Annotated in this window: 19 protein-coding genes; 10 read left to right on the top strand and 9 right to left on the bottom strand. The window is 72.1% G+C overall.

Annotation, left to right across the window (positions count from 1 at the left end):
- Window positions 1-12 precede the first annotated feature (12 nt).
- The 3 genes from ABTZ03_RS02405 to hrcA form a co-directional block, all read right to left on the bottom strand.
- Window positions 13-762 carry a 16S rRNA (uracil(1498)-N(3))-methyltransferase gene (locus ABTZ03_RS02405; protein ID WP_350510975.1) on the bottom strand — a complete coding sequence of 250 codons (750 nt, stop codon included), beginning with the start codon at window positions 760-762 and terminating at the stop codon, window positions 13-15.
- 84 nt (window positions 763-846) lie between these two features.
- On the bottom strand, window positions 847-1,983 hold the full coding sequence (dnaJ, locus tag ABTZ03_RS02400) for a molecular chaperone DnaJ (protein ID WP_350510974.1): 1,137 nt from the start codon (window positions 1,981-1,983) through the stop codon (window positions 847-849).
- Between the two features lie 77 nt (window positions 1,984-2,060).
- The gene (gene hrcA / locus ABTZ03_RS02395) at window positions 2,061-3,095 is read right to left on the bottom strand and encodes a heat-inducible transcriptional repressor HrcA (RefSeq protein WP_350510973.1); all 1,035 of its coding nucleotides are present in this window, start codon (window positions 3,093-3,095) and stop codon (window positions 2,061-2,063) included.
- 268 nt (window positions 3,096-3,363) lie between these two features.
- Between hrcA and htpX the strand changes: the two genes are divergently transcribed.
- From htpX to ABTZ03_RS02380, 3 genes are read left to right on the top strand one after another with little or no spacing between them, the layout of a single operon-like run.
- The gene (gene htpX / locus ABTZ03_RS02390) at window positions 3,364-4,284 is read left to right on the top strand and encodes a zinc metalloprotease HtpX (protein ID WP_350510972.1); all 921 of its coding nucleotides are present in this window, start codon (window positions 3,364-3,366) and stop codon (window positions 4,282-4,284) included.
- Between the two features lie 23 nt (window positions 4,285-4,307).
- Window positions 4,308-4,892 (top strand): PspA-associated protein PspAB, encoded by a 585-nt coding sequence (pspAB, locus tag ABTZ03_RS02385; RefSeq protein WP_350510971.1) that lies wholly within the window; start codon window positions 4,308-4,310, stop codon window positions 4,890-4,892.
- A gap of 24 nt (window positions 4,893-4,916) precedes the next feature.
- Window positions 4,917-5,744, top strand: coding sequence for a DUF3097 domain-containing protein (locus tag ABTZ03_RS02380; RefSeq protein ID WP_350510970.1), 828 nt, complete (start codon window positions 4,917-4,919; stop codon window positions 5,742-5,744).
- On the opposite strand, the gene ABTZ03_RS02375 is transcribed toward ABTZ03_RS02380, so the two are convergent.
- Genes ABTZ03_RS02375 through ABTZ03_RS02365 form a run of 3 tightly spaced genes read right to left on the bottom strand, consistent with a single transcriptional unit; the run spans window position 5,672 to window position 9,503 of the window.
- Window positions 5,672-6,274 carry a Uma2 family endonuclease gene (locus ABTZ03_RS02375; RefSeq protein WP_350510969.1) on the bottom strand — a complete coding sequence of 201 codons (603 nt, stop codon included), beginning with the start codon at window positions 6,272-6,274 and terminating at the stop codon, window positions 5,672-5,674. The genes ABTZ03_RS02380 and ABTZ03_RS02375 overlap by 73 nt on opposite strands.
- Window positions 6,275-6,294: 20 nt before the next feature.
- Entirely contained in the window at window positions 6,295-7,524 is a 1,230-nt protein-coding gene (hemW, locus tag ABTZ03_RS02370) for a radical SAM family heme chaperone HemW (protein WP_350510968.1), read from the bottom strand.
- A gap of 56 nt (window positions 7,525-7,580) precedes the next feature.
- Window positions 7,581-9,503 (bottom strand): AMP-dependent synthetase/ligase, encoded by a 1,923-nt coding sequence (locus ABTZ03_RS02365; protein WP_350510967.1) that lies wholly within the window; start codon window positions 9,501-9,503, stop codon window positions 7,581-7,583.
- A gap of 356 nt (window positions 9,504-9,859) precedes the next feature.
- On the opposite strand from ABTZ03_RS02365, the gene ABTZ03_RS02360 reads away from it, so the two are divergent.
- Together ABTZ03_RS02360 and ABTZ03_RS02355 are read left to right on the top strand one after the other, a co-directional pair.
- Complete coding sequence (locus tag ABTZ03_RS02360) at window positions 9,860-11,593, top strand: ABC transporter ATP-binding protein (protein ID WP_350510966.1); 1,734 nt, start codon at window positions 9,860-9,862, stop codon at window positions 11,591-11,593.
- Window positions 11,594-11,685: 92 nt separating this feature from the next.
- Complete coding sequence (locus ABTZ03_RS02355) at window positions 11,686-13,584, top strand: ABC transporter ATP-binding protein (RefSeq protein WP_350511203.1); 1,899 nt, start codon at window positions 11,686-11,688, stop codon at window positions 13,582-13,584.
- 58 nt (window positions 13,585-13,642) lie between these two features.
- On the opposite strand, the gene lepA is transcribed toward ABTZ03_RS02355, so the two are convergent.
- Window positions 13,643-15,511 carry a translation elongation factor 4 gene (gene lepA, locus ABTZ03_RS02350; RefSeq protein WP_350510965.1) on the bottom strand — a complete coding sequence of 623 codons (1,869 nt, stop codon included), beginning with the start codon at window positions 15,509-15,511 and terminating at the stop codon, window positions 13,643-13,645.
- A gap of 332 nt (window positions 15,512-15,843) precedes the next feature.
- Here lepA and rpsT point away from each other — a divergent pair, with 332 nt between their 5' ends.
- Both rpsT and ABTZ03_RS02340 read left to right on the top strand, forming a co-directional pair.
- Window positions 15,844-16,113 (top strand): 30S ribosomal protein S20, encoded by a 270-nt coding sequence (gene rpsT / locus ABTZ03_RS02345; RefSeq protein WP_218205877.1) that lies wholly within the window; start codon window positions 15,844-15,846, stop codon window positions 16,111-16,113.
- Between the two features lie 464 nt (window positions 16,114-16,577).
- Window positions 16,578-17,303 carry a hypothetical protein gene (locus ABTZ03_RS02340; RefSeq protein WP_350510964.1) on the top strand — a complete coding sequence of 242 codons (726 nt, stop codon included), beginning with the start codon at window positions 16,578-16,580 and terminating at the stop codon, window positions 17,301-17,303.
- Between the two features lie 53 nt (window positions 17,304-17,356).
- Here the strand turns inward: ABTZ03_RS02340 and holA are convergent, their stop codons facing one another.
- The gene (gene holA / locus ABTZ03_RS02335; RefSeq protein WP_350510963.1) at window positions 17,357-18,355 is read right to left on the bottom strand and encodes a DNA polymerase III subunit delta; all 999 of its coding nucleotides are present in this window, start codon (window positions 18,353-18,355) and stop codon (window positions 17,357-17,359) included.
- A gap of 152 nt (window positions 18,356-18,507) precedes the next feature.
- Here holA and ABTZ03_RS02330 point away from each other — a divergent pair, with 152 nt between their 5' ends.
- Window positions 18,508-18,801: a hypothetical protein gene (locus tag ABTZ03_RS02330; protein WP_350510962.1), complete on the top strand. Its 294-nt coding sequence runs from the start codon at window positions 18,508-18,510 to the stop codon at window positions 18,799-18,801.
- Between the two features lie 87 nt (window positions 18,802-18,888).
- Here ABTZ03_RS02330 and ABTZ03_RS02325 read toward each other — a convergent pair whose 3' ends face one another.
- Window positions 18,889-19,824: a LysR family transcriptional regulator gene (locus ABTZ03_RS02325; RefSeq protein ID WP_350510961.1), complete on the bottom strand. Its 936-nt coding sequence runs from the start codon at window positions 19,822-19,824 to the stop codon at window positions 18,889-18,891.
- Between the two features lie 153 nt (window positions 19,825-19,977).
- Here ABTZ03_RS02325 and ABTZ03_RS02320 point away from each other — a divergent pair, with 153 nt between their 5' ends.
- Together ABTZ03_RS02320 and ABTZ03_RS02315 are read left to right on the top strand one after the other, a co-directional pair.
- Window positions 19,978-21,240 carry an MFS transporter gene (locus ABTZ03_RS02320; RefSeq protein ID WP_350510960.1) on the top strand — a complete coding sequence of 421 codons (1,263 nt, stop codon included), beginning with the start codon at window positions 19,978-19,980 and terminating at the stop codon, window positions 21,238-21,240.
- A 282-nt stretch (window positions 21,241-21,522) separates the two neighbouring features.
- Window positions 21,523-22,647, top strand: a complete 1,125-nt coding sequence (locus tag ABTZ03_RS02315; RefSeq protein ID WP_350510959.1) for a DUF4185 domain-containing protein — start codon at window positions 21,523-21,525, stop codon at window positions 22,645-22,647.
- The last annotated feature ends 191 nt before the right edge of the window (window positions 22,648-22,838 follow it).

The raw sequence follows: 22,838 nt of genomic DNA, 5'->3' as shown, positions 1-22,838 counted from the left end.
GGCGCGCGGGGGTTACGCCCAGCGCCCGGTGCGCCCCAGCAGCAGCGCCCCGGCCGCCACCCCGGCGGTCGAGGTGCGCAGCACCGACGGGCCCAGCCGGTACGGCTTCGCGCCCGCCTCGGCGAAGGCGGCCAGCTCCTCCGGGGAGACCCCGCCCTCCGGGCCGACCACCAGCACGATGTCCCCGGCGTCCGGCAGGGCGGCCTGCGCCAGCGGCTCGGCGCCCTCCTCGTGCAGCACGGCGGCGAGCGCGGCCTGTGCCAGCAGCGGGGCCAGCTGCCGGGTGGTCATCGGCTCGCGCACCTCGGGGAAGCGCAGCCGGCGGGACTGCTTGCCCGCCTCCCGGGCGGTGGCCCGCCACTTGGCGAGCGCCTTGGCGCCGCGCTCGCCCTTCCACTGGGTGATGCAGCGCGAGGCGGACCAGGGGACCACCACGTCCACGCCGACCTCGGTCATGGTCTCCACGGCCAGCTCGCCGCGGTCGCCCTTGGGCAGCGCCTGGACGACGACGATCCGCGGGGCCGGCTCCGGCTCCCGGCGCACCGCGGTGACGGTGACCTCGATCGCGTCCTTGCCGAGCACCGCGGCGACGGTGCCGTCCACGCCGAGTCCCAGGCCGTCCGCCAGGGTCACCGCCTCGCCGGCCGCCAGCCGCTTCACCGCGGCCGCGTGCCGCCCCTCCGCCCCGTCCAGCCGCACCACGGCCCCGGGCGCGGCGGCGGCGAGCCGCTCGGTCTCGACGACGAAGACGGGCGCGGTCATGACGGGGGAACCTCCGGGGGAACGGGACGTGGGACAACGCGAAGGGGGTGCCGGGGCTGGCCCCCGGCACCCCCTCACGGACGGCTACCGGCCGTTGAAGGCGTCCTTCAGGCGCGAGAACAGCCCCTGCTGGCCCGGCGCGAACTGGCCGGACGGGCGCTCCTCGCCGCGCAGTACGGCGAGCCGGCGCAGCAGTTCCTCCTGCTCGGCGTCGAGCTTGGTGGGCGTCTGCACCTCGACGTGCACTATCAGGTCGCCCCGGCCGCCGCCGCGCAGGTGGGTGATGCCCCTGCCGTGCAGCGGGATCGACTGGCCGGACTGGGTGCCGGGCCGGATGTCGACCTCCTCCAGCCCGTCCAGGGTCTGCAGCGGCACCTGGGTGCCGAGCGAGGCGGCCGTCATCGGGATGGTGACGGTGCAGTGCAGGTCGTCGCCGCGCCGCTGGAACACCGCGTGGGTGGTCTCGGCGATCTCGACGTACAGGTCGCCGGCCGGGCCGCCGCCGGGGCCGACCTCGCCCTCGCCGGCCAGCTGGATCCGGGTGCCGTTGTCGACACCGGCCGGGATCTTGACCGTCAGGGTGCGGCGGGCCCGCACCCGGCCGTCGCCGGCGCACTCGGGGCACGGGGTCGGCACGACGGTGCCGAAGCCCTGGCACTGCGGGCAGGGGCGCGAGGTCATGACCTGGCCCAGGAAGGAGCGGGTCACCTGGGAGACCTCGCCCTTGCCGCGGCACATGTCACAGGTCTGCGCGGAGGTGCCGGGGGCCGCGCCCTCGCCGCTGCAGGTGGTGCAGGTGACGGCGGTGTCGACCTGGAGTTCCTTGGTGGTGCCGAAGGCGGCCTCCTCCAGGGTGATCTCCAGCCGAATCATGGCGTCCTGGCCGCGGCGGGTGCGCGAGCGCGGGCCGCGCTGGCCGGCCGCGGCGCCGAAGAAGGCGTCCATGATGTCGGAGAAGCCGAAGCCCGCCGCGCCGGCCCCGAAGCCGCCCGCGCCGCCGCCGGGCGACAGCGGGTCGCCGCCGAGGTCGTAGACCTGACGCTTCTGCGGGTCGGAGAGCACCTCGTAGGCGGCGTTGATCTCCTTGAACCGCTCCTGCGTCTTCGGGTCCGGGTTGACGTCCGGGTGCAGTTCGCGTGCCAGGCGCCGGAACGCCTTCTTGATCTCGTCCTGCCCCGCATCCCGTCGGACGCCGAGTACCGCGTAGTAGTCCGTGGCCACCAAATGCTCCGCTTGTTCCGCCTGTAGTAGTGCTGCGACTGGTCACCGCCGTTGAATCCCTCAACGGCGGCTGCTTGCTACGACTCGGCCAGGATCTGACCCACGTACCGTGCCACCGCCCGCACCGCCCCCATTGTGCCCGGGTAGTCCATCCGGGTCGGACCGATCACACCTAGTTTGGCCACGCTCTCGTCGCCCGAACCGTAACCGACGGAGACGACCGAGGTGGAATTCAGCCCCTCGTACGCGTTCTCCCGCCCGATCCGGACCGTCATCGCGGCGTCGGTGGTCTCACCCAGGAGGCGGAGCAGGACGACCTGCTCCTCCAGGGCCTCCAGCACCGGCTGGATGGTGAGCGGGAAGTCGTGCCCGAAACGGGTCAGGTTGGCCGTGCCGGCCAGCATGATCCGTTCCTCGTTCTGTTCGGCGAGCGCCTCGAACAGCGTCGCCAGGACCGTACTGACGGTCGGGCGGTCGGCCTGTTCGAAGACCGCCGGCAGCTCCTCCAGCAGCCCCGGGACGTCCGGCAGCCGCTGACCGGCCGCCCGCGCGTTGATCCGCGACCGCAGGTCCGCCAGGACCGTCTCGCCGACCGTGCCCGGGCAGTCGACCATCCGCTGCTCGACCCGGCCGGTGTTGGTGATCAGCACCAGCATCACCTTGGCCGGGGCCAGCGCCACCAGCTCGATGTGCCGGACGGTCGAGCGGGTGAGCGAGGGGTACTGCACCACGGCGACCTGCCGGGTCAGCTGCGCGAGCAGCCGCACCGTGCGGGTGACCACGTCGTCCAGGTCGACGGCGCCGTCCAGGAAGTGCCGGATCGCCCGGCGCTCCGGGGAGCTCATCGGCTTGATCTCGGCGAGCTTGTCGACGAACAGCCGGTAGCCCTTGTCGGTGGGGATCCGCCCCGCACTGGTGTGCGGCTGGTGGATGTACCCCTCCTCCTCCAGCGCCGCCATGTCGTTGCGCACCGTCGCCGGGGACACCCCGAGGTTGTGCCGCTCCACCAGGGCCTTGGAGCCCACCGGCTCCTCGGTGCCCACGTAGTCCTGGACGATCGCGCGCAGCACGGCGAGCTTGCGGTCGTCCAGTTGGCGGACCTCTCCGGCCATGGGGCACGCACCTCCGTCTTCGCGCGTTGTCCGTCTGTGATGCTGCGAGCCGCTCCTGCGGAGGGGCCCGACCTTGGCACTCTGCGCACACGAGTGCCAAAACCGTACCTGCCAGTGTACGGCCCGGGTCCTACCGCAGGAACGGCCCGACCGGGGTGATCCTGCCCGCAGTTCCGGACGGCCGCCACGACACTCCGTGTGCCGGGGTGGTGCCCCGGGGCCGTCCGGGTGGCAGCATCGAAAGCGACGGCGAACGGAGGAGCAAGCAATGTCGAGCTCGGGCCAGCACACCCGTTTCGCGCCCGACCGCGGCCTGACCGGCCGCATGGTCGCGACGATGTTCGTGATCGGGCTGCTGTACGTCGGTTTCACGGGCCTGCTGATCGTGCTGCTGCGCGGGGCCTGGCCGCTGATCGTGCTGATCTCCGGCGGGCTGTTCGTGGCCCAGTTCTGGTTCAGCGACAAGATCACCGAGCGGGCGATGGGCGCCCGTCCGGTGACCGAGGAGGAGTACCCCCAGCTGCACGGCACCATCGACCGGCTCTGCGCGCTGGCCGACATGCCCAAACCCCGGGTGGCGGTCGCGGACAACGACATGCCGAACGCCTTCGCCACCGGCCGCAACCCGCAGAACGCCGTGGTGTGCGTCACCACCGGCCTGCTGCGCCGGCTCGAACCGGAGGAGCTGGAGGGCGTCCTCGCGCACGAGCTGTCGCACGTCGCCCACCGGGACGTCGCGGTGATGACCATCGCCGGCTTCCTCGGGGTGCTCGCCGGGGCGATGACCCGGATCGCGATGTACGGCGGGTTCATGGGCGGCGGGCGCAACAACAACGACCAGAACGCGGCCATCGCGGCGCTGATCATCCCGCTGGTGTCGATCGTGGTCTACGCGATCAGCTTCCTGCTCACCCGGCTGCTGTCCCGCTACCGCGAGCTGGCCGCCGACCGGGCCGCCGCCCAGCTCACCGGCCGACCCAGCGCGCTGGCCTCGGCCCTGACCAAGGTGACCGGGCAGATCGCCGCCATCCCCAGCGAGGACCTGCGCAAGTCGCAGCCCTACAACGCCTTCTACTTCGCCCCCGCGCTGAGCGCCAAGGAGACCGCCGCCCAGCTGTTCTCCACCCACCCGACGCTGGAGAAGCGGCTGGCCCAGCTGGCGAAGATCTCCGAGCAGCTCGGCCGCTGACCCCCGACCCGGAAGGCACCCCCGTGGGAATCCTGGACGCCCTGTTCGGCCGCACCAAGCCCGTCAAACCCGACCTCGACCAGCTGTTCGGCCTGCCGTCCGCCGCGCTCACCCTGGAGGCCGGGGCCGGGTTCCTGCCCACCGGGCTGGGCTCGGTCTGCTTCGCGGCCGTCGAGGGCGGGGCCTTCGTCCAGGTGGAACAGCAGGTCCGGGCCCTGCTGGACGCCGACACCGAACGCGGCGGCGTCCCGGTGGAGGCCTCCAAGGACGGCTACGGCTACTCCTGGCTGCTCGCCCGGCACACCCCCGAGGAACTGCCGGAGCTGGTGAACGACCTGCACGCGGTCAACAGCGAGCTGGAGGCCAACGGCTTCGGGCCGCAGCTGCTCTGCTCGCTGGTCGCCTTCCGCAACCCGGAGGGGCAGTCGCTGGCCCTGGTCTACCTCTACAAGCGCGGCACCTTCTACCCGTTCGCCCCGATGCCCGGCGGCGGGGAGCGGCGCAACAGCCCGCTGGAGCTCCAGGTCAACGCGCTGCTGGGGAACGACCTGCGGCTGGAGAAGGACCTCAGCCGCTGGTTCCCGGTCTGGGGCGCACCGGGCCTCTGACGCCCCGTCCGTAGACTCGCCACCATGCGCAGCCACCAGTACGGACCGGACCTCACCCCGCCGTGGAAGAAGCAGGCCCCCGCCCCGGAGGTGCCCGCGGAGCGGGACCTGGTGGTCGAGGAGGCGGCCACCGGCTACTGCGGGGCGGTGGTGCGCTGCGAGAAGACCGCCGAGGGGTTCACCGTCACCCTGGAGGACCGCTTCGGCCGGCACCGGGTCTTCCCGATGGTCCCGCGCGGCTTCCTGCTGGAGGGCCGGACGGTCACCCTGGTCCGCCCGACCGCCCCCGCGGCGCCCCGCACCCCTGCCCGCACCGCCTCCGGCTCCCTCGCCGTCCCCGGCGCCCGCGCCCGGGTCGCCCGCGAGTCCCGGATCTATGTGGAGGGGCGGCACGACGCCGAACTGGTCGAGCGGGTCTGGGGCGACGACCTGCGGATCGAGGGCGTCGTCGTCGAGTACCTGCGGGGCATCGACGACCTCCCGGCGATCGTCGCCGACTTCGCCCCCGGCCCCGGCCGCCGCCTCGGCGTCCTGGTCGACCACCTGCTCCCCGGCACCAAGGAGCACCGGATCGCCGCCCGGGTCACCGGCGACTCGGTGCTGGTCGTCGGCCACCCCTACATCGACATCTGGCAGGCCGTGAAGCCGTCGTCCGTGGGCATCCCCGGCTGGCCCGCCGTCCCGCGGGGGGAGGACTGGAAGGAGGGCACCTGCCGCCGCCTCGGCTGGCCGGTGGACACCCCGGCGGCCTGGAAGCGAATCCTGTCGAAGGTGGACAGCTACAAGGACCTGGAGCCCGAACTCCTCGCGAAGGTCGAGGAGTTGATCGACTTCACGGCCCTCCCGGAGTGACCCCGGGGGAATTCAGAAGTCATCAGATCCACGCCCAGTGCACCCACCGGAACGACCTCACCAAACAGACTGGTCCTCATTGAAAGGTAGTCGGGCTCCCCGGCAAGGGTTTCCCGGCTCGGCTCGGTCAGTAGCACGCAGACGGCCTCACCCGGGTCAACGATGAGATATGCCGGGATTCCGGCCTCCGCGTAGAGCCCCCGCTTCGAGTAATAGTCCCTGAGCGAGCTCGCCCCTGAGACTACCTCGACCACCATGGCAGCCACAGCGACGTCAATCGCCGCACTCTCGAGAACCACGAGATCCGGCTGCAGCCGGCTGCCGCATCCCCAGTAGGCGAGGTCCTGCTTGGTCAGCCGGTACCACAGCTCGTGGGGGACCTGATGGATGAGGGACGCGACGATGAGGTTGGTCGTCATGTCGGAGCTCAGAGACAGCAGGATCTCCCCGGAGATGAGCTCGGCGCGGACACCCTCTGGGACGTCGAGCTCCTCCAGAACCCTCCACGATCGCGCACTTGGAGTAGTCACGCGAACACGATAGCCGTGAATCAGTCCACCAGGTCGCGGACGACGGCATCCGCCAGCAGCCTGCCCTGGAGGGTGAGGGCGGCGCGGCCCTGCTCGTAGGGCTCCTCGGCGAGGAGGCCGTCGGCGAGGGCCTTGGCGGCGGCGCGGCGGCCGGTGTCGGTCAGCAGGTCCAGCGGGATGCCGCGCTCCAGGCGCAGTTCCAGCAGGATCCGCTCGACCCGGCGGTCCTCCTCGCCCAGCACCTCGCGGCCCAGGGCCGGGGTGCGGCCCTCGGCGAGGGCCTGGGCGTAGGCGGCGGGGTGCTTGGCGTTCCACCAGCGGACGCCGCCGACGTGGCTGTGGGCGCCGGGGCCGGCGCCCCACCAGTCGGCGCCGGTCCAGTAGAGCTCGTTGTGGCGGCAGCGGCCCTCGGGGGTGGTGGCCCAGTTGGAGACCTCGTACCAGGAGTAGCCGGCCGCACTGAGCGCCTGCTCGGCGATGAGGTAGCGGTCGGCGTGCACGTCGTCGTCGATCATCGGCAGTTCGCCGCGCTTGACCCGGGCGGCCAGCTTGGTGCCGTCCTCGACGATCAGCGAGTACGCGGAGACGTGGTCGGGCCCGGCGCCGATCGCGGCGTCCAGGGAGGCCCGCCAGTCGTCGTCGGACTCGCCGGGGGTGCCGTAGATCAGGTCGAGGTTGACGTGCTCGAAGCCGGCCTCCCGGGCCTCGGCCACGCACGCCTCGGGGCGGCCGGGGGTGTGGTGGCGGTCGAGCAGCCGGAGGACGTGCGGGCGGGCGCTCTGCATGCCGAAGGAGATCCGGTTGTAGCCGCCCTCGCGCAGTTCGGCCAGGTAGGCCGGGTCGACGGACTCCGGGTTGGCCTCGGTGGTGACCTCGGCGTCCGGGGCGATCCCGAACTCCTCGCGCAGCGCGGCCAGCATCTTCACCAGGTCGCGGGCCGGCAGCAGGGTCGGGGTGCCGCCGCCGAGGAAGACCGTCCGCACCGGCAGGTCGACGTCCCCGAGCACCCTGCGGGCGTGCCGGATCTCGGCGACCACGTTGTCCGCGTAGGTCTCCTGGGAGGCGACCGCCCCGGAGGAGCGCAGCTCGGTGGCGGTGTAGGTGTTGAAGTCGCAGTAGCCGCAGCGGCTGGCGCAGTACGGCACGTGCAGGTAGAAGCCGAACGGCCGTCGGCCCAGCCCGGTGAGGGCGTGCGCGGGCAGGGAACCGTCGGACGGCACCGGTTCGCCGTCGGGGAGTGCGGAGGGCATGACCCCATTGTCCCGTACGGCCCGACCGAACACGCGGGCCGTACGGGAGCGGGGGCTCAGGCCTCGTTGGCGCCCGCGTACATCGCGGTCACCGCGTCCGCGTAGGTCCGCTCGACGACCGGGCGCTTGATCTTCAGGCTCGGGGTGAGCTCGCCGTGCTCGATGTCGAGGTCGCGGGGCAGCAGGTGGAACTTCTTGATCGTCTGCCAGCGCTGGAGGTCGGCGTTGACCCGCTTGACGAAGCCCTCGATCAGCTGGTGCACGGCCGGGTCGGCGGCCAGCTCGGCGTAGCTCTTGCCGGCCAGGCCGCGCTCGGCGGCCCACGGCATCAGCACCGCCTCGTCCAGGCCGATCAGCGCCGTGCAGTAGTTGCGGCCGTTGCCGATCACCAGGATGTTGCTGACGAACGGGCAGACCGCCTTGAACTTGCCCTCGACCTCGCTGGGCGCCACGTACTTGCCGCCGGAGGTCTTGAACAGGTCCTTCTTGCGGTCGGTGATCCGCAGGAAGCCGTCGGCGCTGAGCTCGCCGATGTCCTCGGTGTGGAACCAGCCGTCCGGCTCCAGCACCTCGGCGGTCTTCTCCGGCAGGTCGTGGTAGCCGCGCATGACGCCGGGGCCGCGCAGCAGGATCTCGCCGTCCTCGGCGATCCGCACCTCGGTGCCGGGCAGCGGGCGGCCGACCGTGCCGATCCGCACGTCCTCCTTGCGGTTGACGCAGGAGCCGGCGCTGGTCTCGCTCAGCCCGTAGCCCTCCAGGATCGGCACCCCGGCGCCGAGGAAGAAGTAGCCGATCTCGGGGGCGAGCGCGGCGCTGCCGGAGACCGCGCCGCGCAGCCGGCCGCCGAAGGCCGCCCGGATCTTCGCGTACACCAGCTTGTCGGCCAGCGCGTGCTGCAGCCGCAGGCCCAGCGGGGCGGACTCGACGCCGGTGGCGACCCGGCTCTCCTGGACCACCCGGGCGTGCTCGCGGGCGACCTTGGCGGCCCACAGGAAGATCTTGTACTTGGCGCCGCCCTCGGCCCGGGCCCGGCCGGCGATGCCGTTGTAGACCTTCTCGAAGATGCGCGGCGCCGAGGCCATCACGGTGGGCCGGATGACCGGCAGGTTGTGGATGATCCGGTCGACCCGGCCGTCCAGCGCCATCACGTGGCCGGTGGCGATCTGGCCGGAGATCAGGGTCTTGCCGAAGACGTGCGACAGCGGCAGCCACATGAACTGGACGTCGTCCGGGCCGAGCAGGCCGCTGGACTCCTGGGCCCGGCCCTCGTACGCCCAGCAGTCGTGCACCAGGCGCACGCCCTTGGGGCGGCCGGTGGTGCCGGAGGTGTAGATCAGGGTGGCCAGCTGCTCCTTGTCGAGCGCGGCCACCGCCTTCTCGACCGCGTCCGGGTGCTGCTCCAGGTACTCGGCGCCGCGCCGCTCCAGCTCGGCCAGGGTGATCAGGTCCAGGCCCGCGGTACCGGGCGCCTCGGCGGGCTCGTCGAAGAGGATCACGGTGCGCAGCTCGGGCAGCTCGTCGATGTGCTCGACGGCCTTGGCCAGCTGGGCGGCGTTCTCCGCGAACAGGGCCCGGGAGCCGGAGTTGGAGAGGATGAAGGCCGTCTCGTCCGCGTTGGTGCTCGGGTAGACCGTGGTGATGGCGGCGCCCGCGCACATCGCGCCGAGGTCGGTGAGGATCCACTCCAGCCGGGTGGAGGAGGCCAGCGCGACCCGGTCCTCCGGCTGGATGCCGAGCGCCATCAGGCCGGCCGCCACCGCCTTGACCCGGACCGCGGTCTGCGCCCAGGTGAGCGAGCGCCACTGTTCGGCGCCCGGCGCGCCGTCCGCGGCGTGCTCGTCGACCGTGACGGGGTGGCGGTAGGCCTCGGCGTTCGGGGTGGCGGCGACGCGCTCCAGGAACAGGTGGGCGACGGACGCCGGACGCCCGGCGACGATGTCGGCACTGCCGGAGTCGATCAGGGACTGCGCGGAACTCAACGAGGACCTCCGGGGGCGGGTGGCCGTCTGAGGGATTTGTCTCGGCGTCCGTGGGGGCGGGCGTCGGGCGCCGGTCCACGTGAGCGGTGAGCGGTACCGGTCAGTAACAAGGGCGCAGTCAGCAGCCTAGGGGGAAACCGGTCATTCCGTAAGGGGGCGGATCCAGCTGGCACGCCCCCGCCGCGCCGGTGCCCGGCACCGCCGCCCCGGGACCGGCCGCGCCGACCCGCCGGCCCGACCGGCAAAGGCAAAGGCCCGGCAAACCTCCCCGGGACAGCGCCCGAATGGTCCGTACGACGCCGTGGAACAACGAGAATTGGGGTGCGAACCCGACCGGCGACGACAAGAGTGTGCCAGTGCTGATCAGACTGCTCCGGGCGTACCTGCGCCCATACTCCCGACAGATCACCTTGCTGGTGACCCTCCAGCTGGTGTCCACCCTCGCGGCGCTCTACCTGCCCACGCTCAACGCCGACATCATCGACCAGGGCGTGGTCAAGGGCGACACCGGCTACATCCTGCGCGTCGGCGCCGTGATGATCGGCGTCACCCTCGCCCAGGCCCTCTGCTCGGTCTGCGCCGTCTACTACGGCGCCCGCACCGCGATGGCGTTCGGCCGCGACCTGCGGGCCTCCGTCTTCGACCGGGTGCAGAGCTTCTCCGCCCGCGAGGTCGGCCAGTTCGGCGCCCCCTCGCTGATCACCCGCACCACCAACGACGTCCAGCAGGTCCAGATGCTGGCCCTGATGAGCTTCACCCTGATGGTCGCCGCACCGATCATGTGCGTCGGCGGCATCATCATGGCGCTCAACCAGGACGTCCCGCTCTCCGGACTGCTGCTCGCCGTCATCCCCGCACTCGGCATCGTCGTCACCCTGCTCGTCCGGGCCCTGCGCCCGAAGTTCCGCAGCATGCAGGAGCGGATCGACACCGTGAACCGGGTGCTGCGCGAGCAGATCACCGGCATCCGGGTCATCCGCGCCTTCGTCAAGGACGACCACGAGCAGCAGCGCTTCGGCCAGGCCAACGAGGACCTCACCCAGGTCGCCCGGCAGGTCGGCCGACTGATGTCCGTCATGTTCCCGGCCGTGATGCTGGTCGTGAACGTCTCCAGCATCGCGGTGCTCTGGTTCGGCGCCCACCGCATCGACAGCGGCGCCATGCAGGTCGGCGCGCTCACCGCCTTCCTGACCTACCTGATGCAGATCCTGATGAGCGTCATGATGGCCACCTTCATGTTCATGATGGTGCCGCGCGCCGAGGTCTGCGCCGAACGCATCCAGGCCGTCCTCACCACCTCCTCCAGCGTCGTCCCGCCCGCCGCCCCGGTCACCGAACTGCTGCGCCACGGCCACCTGGAACTGCGCGACGTCGACTTCCGCTACCCCGGCGCCGAGGCCTCGGTGCTGCGCGGCATCGACCTCACCGCCCGCCCCGGCGAGACCACCGCCATCATCGGCTCCACCGGCAGCGGCAAGTCCACCCTGCTCGGCCTCGTCCCCCGGCTCTTCGACGCCACCTCCGGCCAGGTCCTGCTCGACGGCGTGGACGTGCGCGAGCTCTCCGCCGACACGATCGCCGACAGCGTCGGCATCGTCCCGCAGAAGCCGTACCTGTTCAGCGGCACCGTCGCCAGCAACCTCCGCTACGGCCGGCCCGACGCCACCGACGAGGAACTCTGGAAGGCCCTGGAGATCGCCCAGGCCAAGGAGTTCGTCGAGAAGCTCACCGAAGGCCTGGACGCCCCCATCGCCCAGGGCGGCAGCAACGTCTCCGGCGGCCAGCGCCAGCGCCTGGCCATCGCCCGCGCCCTGGTCCGCCGCCCCGACGTCTACCTCTTCGACGACTCCTTCTCCGCCCTCGACTACGCCACCGACGCCAAGCTGCGCAAGGCCCTCGCCCGCGAGACCGCCGACGCCACCGTCCTGATCGTCGCCCAGCGGGTGTCCACCATCCGCGACGCCGACCGGATCGTCGTCCTCGACGAGGGCGCCGTCGTCGGCACCGGCACCCACCAGGAACTGATGGCCGACAACCCGACGTACCGGGAGATCGTGCTCTCCCAGCTCACCGAGCAGGAGGCGGCGTGACCAGCCCCGAGAAGGACGCCGGCCCCGACAAGCTCCCCAGCGACTCCCAAGCCGCCGCCGCCCGCCGCGGCCCGGCCGGACCCGGCCGCTTCATGGGCGGCCAGGGCACCGAGAAGTCCATGGACTTCAAGGGCTCCGGCAAGCGCGTGCTCGGCCTGCTGCGCCCCGAACGCAAGCTGCTGCTCGGCGTCCTGCTGCTCGGCGTGCTCGGCATCGGCTGCGCCGTCACCGGCCCCAAGATCCTCGGCGACGCCACCGACCTGATCTTCGCCGGCGTCGTCGGCGCCCGCTTCCAGCCCGGCGCCTCCAAGGCCGAGGTGATCGCCGGACTGCGCGCCCACGGCGACGGCGGCGTCGCCGACCTGCTCTCCGCGGTCGACTTCACCCCCGGCCACGGCATGGACTTCGGCGCCATCGGCTCCGTCCTGCTCTGGGTGCTCGGCATCTACCTCGCCTCCGCCCTCTTCGGCATCGTCCAGGGCCGCCTGGCCACCCAGGCCATCCAGTCCGCCGGCTACCGGCTGCGCCAGGACGTCGAGGCCAAACTCGCCCGGCTGCCGCTCAGTTACTTCGACAAGCAGCCGCGCGGCGAGGTGCTCAGCCGGGTCACCAACGACATCGACAACATCGGCCAGTCGATGCAGCAGACCATGGGACAGATCGTCAACTCGCTGCTCACCGTGGTCGGTGTGCTCGGGTTCATGTTCTGGATCTCCCCGCTGCTCGCCGGGATCGCCCTGATCTCGGTGCCGCTGTCGGTGCTCGTCGCCGCCAAGGTCGGCAAGCGGGCCCAGCCGCAGTTCGTCCAGCAGTGGAAGTCCACCGGCCAACTCAACGCCCACATCGAGGAGATGTACACCGGCCACACCCTGGTCAAGGCGTTCGGCCGGCAGCGCGAGTCCGCCGAGACCTTCCGCGAGCACAACGAGGCGCTCTACCACGCCAGCTTCCGCGCCCAGTTCATCTCCGGGATCATCCAGCCCGCGATGATGCTGATCGGCAACCTGCAGTACGTGCTGGTCGCGGTGGTCGGCGGCCTGCGGGTGGCCAGCGGCTCGCTGTCCATCGGCGACGTCCAGGCCTTCGTCCAGTACTCCCGGCAGTTCAGCCAGCCGCTCACCCAGGTCGCCAGCATGGCCAACCTGGTGCAGTCCGGGGTCGCCTCCGCCGAGCGCGTCTTCGAACTGCTCGACGCCCCCGAGCAGACCCCCGAACCCGCCATGCCCGAGAAGCCCGACACCGTCCACGGCCGGGTCGCCTTCCAGGACGTGTCCTTCCGCTACGACCCCGAGAAGCCGCTCATCGAGGACCTCTCGCTCAAGGTCGAACCCGGCCAGACCGTCGCCATCGTCGGCCCCACCGGCGCCGGCAAGACCACCCTGGTCAACCTGCTGATGCGGTTCTACGAGGTCAGCTCCGGCCGGATCACCCTCGACGGCGTCGACATCGCCGCGATGTCCCGCGAGGACCTGCGCTCCGGCATCGGCATGGTCCTCCAGGACACCTGGCTGTTCGGCGGCAGCATCGCCGACAACATCGCCTACGGCGCCGGCTCCGCCACCCGCGAGCAGGTGGTCGAGGCCGCCAGGGCCGCCCACGTCGACCGCTTCGTCCGCACCCTCCCGGAGGGCTACGACACCGTCATCGACGACGAGGGCACCGGCGTCAGCACCGGCGAGAAGCAGCTGATCACCATCGCCCGGGCCTTCCTCGCCCAGCCGTCGATCCTCGTCCTGGACGAGGCCACCAGCTCGGTCGACACCCGCACCGAGGTGCTCATCCAGCGGGCCATGGCCCGGCTGCGCACCGGTCGCACCAGCTTCGTCATCGCCCACCGCCTCTCCACCATCCGGGACGCCGACGTCATCCTGGTGATGGAGAACGGCTCCATCGTCGAGCAGGGCTCGCACGACGAGCTGATCGCCGCCGACGGCGCCTACGCCCGGCTCTACCAGGCGCAGTTCGCGGAGGCAGTGGCCGAGGTCGACTGACCGGGCGCGGACATGCGGAAGGGCCCGGGGCGGATCGCCCCGGGCCCTTCCGTCGCTGCTACTTCTTGTCCTTCGGGCCCTCGGCGTCGGTGGACAGCGCGGCGATGAAGGCCTCCTGCGGGACCTCCACGCTGCCGACCATCTTCATCCGCTTCTTGCCTTCCTTCTGCTTCTCCAGCAGCTTCCGCTTGCGGGAGATGTCACCGCCGTAGCACTTGGCGAGGACGTCCTTGCGGATCGCGCGGACCGTCTCACGGGCGATCACCCGGGAGCCGATGGCGGCCTGGATCGGCACCTCGAACTGCTGGCGCGGGATCAGCTTCTGCAGCTTGCCGGCCATCATCACGCCGTAGCCGTAGGCCTTGTCCTTGTGCACGATCGCGGAGAAGGCGTCCACCGCGTCGCCGTGCAGCAGGATGTCGACCTTGACCAGCTGGGCGCTCTGCTCGCCGATGGGCTCGTAGTCCAGCGAGGCGTAGCCGCGGGTCTTGGACTTCAGCTGGTCGAAGAAGTCGAAGACGATCTCGGCGAGCGGCAGGGTGTAGCGCAGCTCGACCCGGTCCTCGGAGAGGTAGTCCATGCCCTGGAGGTTGCCGCGGCGGGACTGGCAGAGCTCCATGATCGCGCCGACGAACTCGTTGGGCGCGAGGATGGTGCCGCGCACCACCGGCTCGTAGACGTCGGAGATCTTGCCGGACGGGAACTCGCTCGGGTTGGTGACGGTGTGCTCGGTGCCGTCCTCCATCACCACCCGGTAGACCACGTTCGGGGCGGTGGAGATCAGGTCGAGGTTGAACTCGCGCTCCAGGCGCTCCCGGATGATCTCCAGGTGCAGCAGGCCGAGGAAGCCGCAGCGGTAGCCGAAGCCGAGCGCGACCGAGGTCTCCGGCTCGTACACCAGGGCGGCGTCGTTGAGGCGCAGCTTGTCCAGGGCGTCGCGCAGCAGCGGGTAGTCCGAGCCGTCCAGCGGGTACAGGCCGGAGAACACCATCGGACGCGGGTCCTTGTAGCCGCCCAGCGGCTCGGTGGCGCCCTTGTGCATCGAGGTGATCGTGTCACCGACCTTGGACTGCCGGACGTCCTTCACACCGGTGATGATGTAGCCCACCTCGCCGACGCCGAGGCCGTCGGCGACCTTCGGCTCGGGCGAGATGACACCGATCTCCAGCAGCTCGTGGGTCGCGCCGGTGGACATCATCGCGATGCGCTCGCGCTTGGTGAGCTGGCCGTCCACCACACGGACGTAGGTGACCACGCCGCGGTAGGAGTCGTACACCGAGTCGAAGATCATCGCGCGGGCCGGGGCGTCCTTGACGCCGACCGGGGCCGGGACGGTGTTGACGATGTGGTCCAGCAGGTCCTCGACGCCGAGACCGGTCTTGGCGCTGACCTGGAGCACGTCGGAGGGGTCGCACCCGATGATGTGGGCGATCTCCGCGGCGTACTTCTCCGGCTGGGCGGCCGGCAGGTCGATCTTGTTCAGGACCGGGACGATCGTGAGGTCGTTCTCCAGCGCCAGGTACAGGTTGGCGAGGGTCTGCGCCTCGATGCCCTGGGCCGCGTCGACCACCAGGATGGTGCCCTCGCAGGCCGCGAGGGAGCGGGACACCTCGTACGTGAAGTCCACGTGGCCGGGGGTGTCGATCATGTTGAGGATGTGCGTCGTCCCGGCGTCCGGCCCGGTCTTGGGGGCCCACGGGAGGCGGACCGCCTGCGACTTGATGGTGATGCCGCGCTCGCGCTCGATGTCCATCCGGTCGAGGTACTGGGCACGCATCTGCCGCGGGTCGACGACGCCGGTGATCTGCAGCATCCGGTCTGCGAGCGTCGACTTGCCGTGGTCGATGTGGGCGATGATGCAGAAGTTGCGGATCAGCGCCGGGTCGGTACGGCTGGGCTCTGGCACATTGCTGGGGGTCGCGGGCACCTTGGTCCGATTCTCCGTGGTCCGGGGCCGGGGCGGTCCGGATCATCGCTGACCGGCTATCCCGGGGACCGGACGGTCTCGTCCGATCGAAATAGTTCCTCCCATCCTCCCACGACCTCGGCGCGGGATGCCGTTCGGGCACCTCGCAGCCGCTCCCCGCCCGTGCGCCCGGCGGCCGGTTTGGGACGGACGGCGGGCCCCTGGTAGCGTGGTCAGCTGCACCTGGCCCCGGCATGCCCTCTCAGCTGGTCCGGCGGCCTTCATGTGCAGACCTCCCCCAGCTTCGGCCGGGGGGACCCCCAGAACCATTCACACAAGACTGAGGCTCCTTCGTGGCGAACATCAAGTCCCAGATCAAGCGCAACAAGACCAACGAGAAGGCGCGCCTGCGCAACAAGGCCGTCAAGTCCTCGCTGAAGACCGCTCTGCGCAAGGCCCGCGAGGCCGCTGCCGCCGGCGAGACCGAGAAGGCCGTCGTGCTGGCCCGTGCCGCCTCCAAGGCGCTCGACAAGGCCGTGAGCAAGGGCGTCATCCACGCCAACCAGGCCGCCAACAAGAAGTCGGCCATCACCAAGCGCGTCAACACCGCCGTCCAGGCCTGACGCCCCCGGGGGCGCCAGCCCCCACCGCCTCGGAGCGAACCGGCCCTCTACCCGGGACCCCGAGGCGTGCGAGACTCGCACCGCACGCGGCCTGCGTTCGCCACGCGGGTGCGGTGCACACCAGCTGTACGACAGGCGTCGCAGCCGGCCTCCTCTTCGAGGCCGACTGCGGCGCCTGTCGCGTTGGCAGCGCCTGTCGCGTTGTGTGGCCCGGCCGCTATCGTCGGTCCGGCGTGATCGGGGCGCGGGGAGCGCACCGGCGCCCGTTCTGAGGGGGAACCGCCATGTCGACGCCACCGCCGCCACCGCCGTCCGCGACACCGTCCCCGGGGGCGAACGGGCCGGGACGGGGACCGGGACCGAGCGGGCCGGGGCCGAACGGGCCGGGGTACGGGTTCCCGCAGCAGATGCCGGGAGCGGTGCCTCTGGGGCCGGTGCAGCCGGGACCGCTGCAGCCCGGCGTCGTGCCGCCAACCGCGTCCGGGTTCGGGCCCCCGCCCGGTCCACCCGCCGCCGCCACGGCGCCCACCGGCCGCTCGGGCGGGAACCTGCGGCGCAACACCGTCTGGGCCTTCGTCGGCGCGCTGCTCGCCTCGGCCGGCTGGGCCACCGCCGTCATCGTCGTCCCCGACCTGGTCAGCACCGACTCCTCACCGCGCAGCCTCGGCGGCTACCACCTCTCGGACGACTTCTGCGCCACCGCGAAGCCCTCCCGGCTGCTGCAGACGTACACCGTCACCACGGACAGCAACTCGCCGTCCCACCACACCGACCGGAACCCGGCGCTGGACAGCATGAACTGCTCGATGTCGCTCAAGCGGACCGCCGGGACCGGCGGCAGCAGCGCCTCCGCGGAGTACGCCTCCGCCTACATCCGGGCCGACCTGCACAAGGCCGTCAACCCCGCGCCCGAGCTCAGGGCCAACAAGGCGCTCTACACGGCCCGCGGCTACCAGGCCACCGACCTCCCGGGGCTCGGCGAGGAGGCGTACTTCCTGTACAAGGACGACGGCTCGTCCACGTACCACAGCCTGTACGCCGAGGTGGACGTCCTCGACGGCGGGATGACCTTCTACCTCACCTACAACGCCAGTTACAGCCAGGGCAAGGACAACCCCCCGTCCATGAACGACCTGCGCACCGCCCTGCAGGAGGACGCCGACAACGCGCTCCGGGCCATGCGCAAGTAGCGGAACCCCGGCCCGGGGGCGTCAGGAGGAGGGCCGGGAGCCGGCCGGGGGCGTCAGTAGGAGGGCCGGGAGCCGGCCCGGGCGGCCCTGGCGACGGCGACCACCGCGCGCTCCAGGGCGAACGCCGGGTCGGCCCCGCCGCCCTTCACGGCGGCGTCGGCCCGGGCGATCTCGGTCAGCGCGGTGGCCACCGCGTCGCCCGTCCAGCCGCGCATCTGCTGGCGGACCCGGTCCACCTTCCACGGCGGCATGCCCAACTCGCGGGCCAGATCGGCCGGGCGCATGTTCCGCCCGGTCGTCGCCAGCCGCCCGATGCTGCGCACGCCGGAGGCCAGCGCATAGGTGATGCCGGTCGGCGGCTGGCCGACGGCCAGCGCCCAGCGCAGCCGCTCCAGCGCCTCGGCCGCCCGGCCGGTGACCGCCAGGTCCGCCACCTCGAAGCCGGTCGCCTCGGCCCGGCCGCTGTAGTAACGGGCCACCACCGTCTCGTCGATGGCGCCCTCGACGTCCGAGGTCAACTGGCTGCACGCGGCGGCCAGTTCGCGCAGGTCGCTGCCGAGCGCGTCCAGCAGCGCCTGGCAGGCCTCCGGGGTCGCCGAACGGCCCAGCGCACGGAACTCGCCCTTGACGAAGGCCAGTCGCTCGCTCGCCTTGGCCAGCTTGGCGCAGGCCACCTCACGCCCGCCCGCCTTGCGCCCGGCGTCCAGCAGGCCCTTGCCCTTGGCCCCGCCGGCGTGCACCAGCACCATGATCACTTCCTCGGCCGGCGCCTCGATGTACGCCTTGACCTCCTTCACCGAGTCGGCGGAGAGGTCCTGCGCGGCCCGGACCACGATCACCTTGCGCTCGGCGAACAACGAGGGCGTGGTCAGCTCGGCCAGACTGCCGGGCTGCAGGCCGCCGGGCGGGAGGTCCCGCACGTCGGTGTCCGGGTCCGCCGCCTTCGCCGCGGCCACCACCTGGGCGACCGCGCGGTCCAGCAGCAGCTCCTCCTGGCCGACCGCGAGGGTCAGCGGGGCGAGCAGGTCGTCGGGTGCACTCTTCCTGGCCATCGCCTACCAGCATCCCACGGGCCACGGACACTCCCGCCCGGGCCGCGGACCCTCCCGTCCGGGCCGGCGCCTTCCCTCCCGCCCGGGCCGACGCCGTCCCGGCTCCGGGACCGCCCTGCCGGAGCACCGCGCCCGACCTGGAGAATGGCACGGTGACCGAGAACCACACCCCCGACCTCCCGGCCGTCGACGACCCGTACGGCCGCCAGCTGCTCGTCCTGCCCGACCGCGACACCGCCGACGAGGCCGCCGAGGAGCTCTCCGCCGCCCACCCCGACCTCGGCGAGCTGGAGATCGTCCGCGACGCCCTGGCCGGCGAGGACGACGCCGAGGACGCCCAGTGGCTGGTCGTCCTCGACCCGCCGTCCGACGGCTGGACGCCCGCCCTGCTGCACGCCCTGGACACCGTGGTCGGCTCCTACGAGGGCTGGCGCGAGGAGGCCTGAGCCAGCCCGCCCCGCCGCCCGTCCGCCCCCGTTCCGACCGCCGCCCGTGCCGTCCCGTTCCGCCGTCCGCGCGTTCCGCCCGTCGGCTCAGCGCGGGAGCACCCAGTCCGGCCGCCAGGTGCCGGCCGCGTCGAGGGCGGGCGCGGCGGCGACCAGGTGGGCGCGCAGCACCGGCAACGCCGGGTGGGGGTTGTCGCGGTGCCACAGCAGCGAGTGCGGGTAGACCGGCGTCGGGCCGGTCACCGGGATGCGGCGCAGGCCGTGGCCGGCCGGCCAGACCAGGCGGGTGTACTCGCTCATCAGGGTCGCCAGGGCCGGGGTGTCGGCGACGGTGTCCAGGAGCGCGTCCGAGCCGAAGTTGGGCCCGGTCGCCTCGATGGTGAGGCCGAACCCGGCCACCAGGTCCTCGTAGTAGGCGGCCCACTCGGTGCCGGGGGCGATGCCGGGCATCCAGATCCGGTGCCCGACGAGCTCGGCGACGGTCACCGAACGGGCGCCCGCCAGCGCGTGGGCGGGACCGGTGAGGAGCTGCAACGGCTCGTCCAGCACCCGGACGGACCCGATGTCGTCGGGCAGCGGCCGGCCTGGCGCGGCCACCGCCCGGAACGACGCGTCGATCGCGCCCGAGCGGAGCGCGGTGACGGCCGCCTCGACGTCGAACAGCATCACCACGTCCAGCTCGATCCCGGGGTTCACCCGGTGGAACTCCCGCAACAGGCCCGACGGCGCGACGCGCGAGGCGATCACGTCCACCCGCAGCGGCCGACGGCCGGTGCGCACGGAGGCGACCGCGCGCTCGGCGGCGCGCAGCAGTTCGCGGGCGTGCGGCAGGAACGCCTGCCCGTCGATGGTGAGTTCGGCGCCGCGCGGGGTCCGGGTGAACAGCCGGACACCGAGGTCGCGCTCCAGGGCGGCGATCCGCTTGGAGACGGCCTGCTGGGTGATCGCCAGGTCGGCCGCGGCCTTCTGGAACTGGCCCGCCGCCGCGACTGCGGCGAAGGTGCGTACGGCTTCGAAGTCCATGCCGACCCACCTTAGGGAACAACGACCGGTTGTACGGAGTGCGCGGAGCGGTTGTTTGACCTGCGGCTGCGCCGCCCGGTTGGCTCTGCCCGGTCAACGTCGGATTGTGCGGTCGGATCGTGCGACCGGAATGTCGAGGGAGCACGCCGGGACATGCGCCGGGACAGGGTGGGCGGAACGGCCAGGACGCGGCTGGGGCGGCGGTTCGGCTGGTTGTGGGTGGCCTACGCGGTGAGCGCGTACGGCTCCGGATTGGGCTTCGGGGCGCTGCCGCTGCTCGCCGTCCTGGTGCTGCACGCCGGCCCGGCGCAGGTGTCCGCGCTGTCCGCGGTGGGCCCCGCGGTGGGGGCGCTGATCGCGGTACCACTCGCCCCCTGGGGGGAGTTCCGGCGCAAGCGCCCGGTGATGATCGCGATGGACCTCGCCCGGTTCACGGCGATGGCGACGATCCCGCTCGCCTACGCCCTCGGACTGCTCGGCTTCGTCCAGCTGCTGGCGGTCTCCGCCGTGGTCGCCGCCGCCAAGATCGCGTTCAACGCGGCCAGCGGCGCCCACCTCAAGGCCCTCGTACGGCCGGAGGACCTGCTGGTGGCCAACGCCCGCTTCGAGTCCACCAACTGGAGCTCCATCGCGATCGGGCCACCGCTCGGCGGCGCCGCCATCGGCCTGCTCGGACCGGTCACCACCGTGATCGCGGACGCGCTCAGCTACCTGCTCTCCGCTCTCGGCATCACCGCGATCCGCGGCCGCGAGGAGCCCCCGCCACCGCCACCGAACGACCGGGGCACGGTGCGCACCGGCGCGCTGCTCGACGGCTGGCGGCACATCCTCGGCGACCCCGACCTGCGGGCCCTCTACCTCAACAACCTGCTCGTCGGCGGACTGATCATGGCCACCGAACCGGTGCTGGCCGTCCTGCTGCTGCGCCAACTCCACTTCCCGCCCTGGCAGTACGGCCTCGCCTTCGCCGCCCCCTGCCTCGGCGGACTGATCGGCTCCCGGCTGGCCCGGCGCGTGGTGGCCCGCCACGGCCGGGACCGGGTGTTCCGCACCGTCGGCGCGCTGCGCGCCGTCTGGCTGATCGGCCTGGTCCTCGTCCGCCCCGGCGTGGTCGGCCTGCTCACCGTGATGGCCGTCGAGCTGGCGATCATCGTCAACATGAGCCTGTACAGCCCGGTGCTCGCCACCTACCGGCTCGAACGCACACCCGAGCACCTGGTCGCCCGCACCCTCTCCGCCTGGTCCATCGGCCAGCAGGCCTCCATCGCCGTCTGCACCGCGCTCGGCGGACTGCTCGCCGACGCCACCGGGCCGCGCACCGCGCTCGCGGTCGCGGGGCTGCTCATCCTGGCCACCCCGCTGCTGCTCCCGCGCGGCACCCGGCCGGCCCCGCCGCAGGAGGTCGCCGCGGCGTGACGGTCGGCGCGGTGTGACGGTCGGCGCGGTGTGACGTCGGCGCGGTGTGCGGTGGAACCGCGTGCGGTGGAGCCTTCCGCGCGGCCGGTCCCGGCCACCGGTCCGAACCGTCAACTCCCCTCCGTCCTCACCGATTCGGGTGAAGGTCCGTCCACCGACCGTCGACGCGGCGACGGGCCGCCGTAGCCTCGGTGACGCCCGTCGCCACCGGTGTGCGCGCGTTCCACATGCCGCTCCAGGGGCAGCCGCGGGATCCGTCGACTCGGAAGGGCCATCGGCACCATGACACGCTCAGCGGACGGAAACGACGTGACGACCGGCGGGCCCACCCGCCGCCGACTCCTCAGGATCGGCCTCGGCGTCGCCGCGGGGGCGGGGGCGATCGCCTCGGGCGCCCCGGCGGCACTCGCCAACGGCCCCTACGACCCGACCGGTCCGACGATCGCGACCAAGCTGAAGAACCTCAGCGGCCCCGTCGAAACCGGGTCGCTCGGCGCACCCTGGACCGACCTCGGGATCCCCGTGCTCTGCCCGGACGGCACCATGCTCTTCGTCTGCGGCGACACCTTCGACGGCGACCAGGTCGGCCACGGCCAGTGGAACGCCCCGGTCGGCCTGCGTTCCAGCAGCGCGGACCTGAACAACCTGCGCATCGACGGCGTCGTCCGGGGCGACCACGGCATCAGCCTCGTCGACGAACCGCACAACCGGGTCGGCGACAAGTTCACGACCGCGATCCCGTCCGACGTCTTCGTCGTCGACGGGGTGATGTACATGCACCTCATGCGCGGCGTCATCTACGACACCCACCACACCGACTTCTGGCGCTCCACCGACAACGGCCAGACCTGGGAGTACCTCTGCCAGTGGCCGGCCGACCTGTACGGCGGGCAGTTCCAGCAGAAGACCTACGCCGTGGCCGACGACGGCTACTGCTACGTGCTGTCCACGGTGTTCAACCGCGACGTGGAATCCGGGATGCTGCTGCACCGGGTACGGAAGGAGAGCCTCGGCACCCCGGACGCCTACGAGCCGTGGGGCTACGCCGACGGCGGGTGGCGCTGGAACGCCCCCGCGCCGACCACCGTCCTCGGCACCCGCAAGTGGGGCGAGCTGTGCTTCCGCGCCATGGACGGCAAGTACGTGCTCACCTGGCTCAACATGGACCCGCTGTCGATCAGGGCCATGGTCTTCCCCCTGCCGACCTCGGACCTCACCCGGACGCTGGAGCAGGCCATGATCCTCCCCAGCACCCCGGGGCAGGAGGTCACCAACCTGGTCGCCAGCCCGTACGGCGGTTTCGTCATCCCCGGCTCGACGTTCGGCAACTTCCACATCGTCGTCAGCCAGTGGTACGACCCGCAGAACTACCGGATCATGCAGTACCGGATCAACATGCTCTCCTGAGGCCCGCTGCCGCCGACGTCGTCCACCGGCCTGTTCCCCGGCCCGGGCCGGGGAGCAGGCCCGGGGGCCGGTTCTCCGTCCGCCCACCGGTGGCGGGTGACTGGGCGGGAGGGGTGTCCGGGAGGCGGGCCTTCGCTGCGGCGGGGGGGGGGGGGGGCGCGGGGGCCGGCCCCCGCCCGGGGGGCGGCGGG

The organism is Kitasatospora sp. NPDC096077 (assembly GCF_040303245.1).
In the GTDB taxonomy this organism is placed as follows: domain Bacteria; phylum Actinomycetota; class Actinomycetes; order Streptomycetales; family Streptomycetaceae; genus Kitasatospora.
The sequence above is the reverse complement of the archived record's forward strand: the minus strand, read 5'-3'. Positions and strand labels throughout refer to the sequence as shown.

What these genes read in the sequence shown, in the direction of transcription:
- ABTZ03_RS02355 (WP_350511203.1), top strand. Translation starts at nt 11,686, where the DNA reads ATGGGCGGCCAGGGCACCGAGAAGTCCATGGACTTCAAGGGCTCCGGC.
- ABTZ03_RS02380 (WP_350510970.1), top strand. Translation starts at nt 4,917, where the DNA reads ATGCGCAGCCACCAGTACGGACCGGACCTCACCCCGCCGTGGAAGAAG.
- ABTZ03_RS02325 (WP_350510961.1), bottom strand. Translation starts at nt 19,824, where the DNA reads ATGGACTTCGAAGCCGTACGCACCTTCGCCGCAGTCGCGGCGGCGGGC.
- holA (WP_350510963.1), bottom strand. Translation starts at nt 18,355, where the DNA reads ATGGCCAGGAAGAGTGCACCCGACGACCTGCTCGCCCCGCTGACCCTC.
- ABTZ03_RS02315 (WP_350510959.1), top strand. Translation starts at nt 21,523, where the DNA reads ATGACACGCTCAGCGGACGGAAACGACGTGACGACCGGCGGGCCCACC.
- hrcA (WP_350510973.1), bottom strand. Translation starts at nt 3,095, where the DNA reads ATGGCCGGAGAGGTCCGCCAACTGGACGACCGCAAGCTCGCCGTGCTG.
- ABTZ03_RS02405 (WP_350510975.1), bottom strand. Translation starts at nt 762, where the DNA reads ATGACCGCGCCCGTCTTCGTCGTCGAGACCGAGCGGCTCGCCGCCGCC.
- ABTZ03_RS02320 (WP_350510960.1), top strand. Translation starts at nt 19,978, where the DNA reads ATGCGCCGGGACAGGGTGGGCGGAACGGCCAGGACGCGGCTGGGGCGG.
- hemW (WP_350510968.1), bottom strand. Translation starts at nt 7,524, where the DNA reads ATGCCCTCCGCACTCCCCGACGGCGAACCGGTGCCGTCCGACGGTTCC.
- htpX (WP_350510972.1), top strand. Translation starts at nt 3,364, where the DNA reads ATGTCGAGCTCGGGCCAGCACACCCGTTTCGCGCCCGACCGCGGCCTG.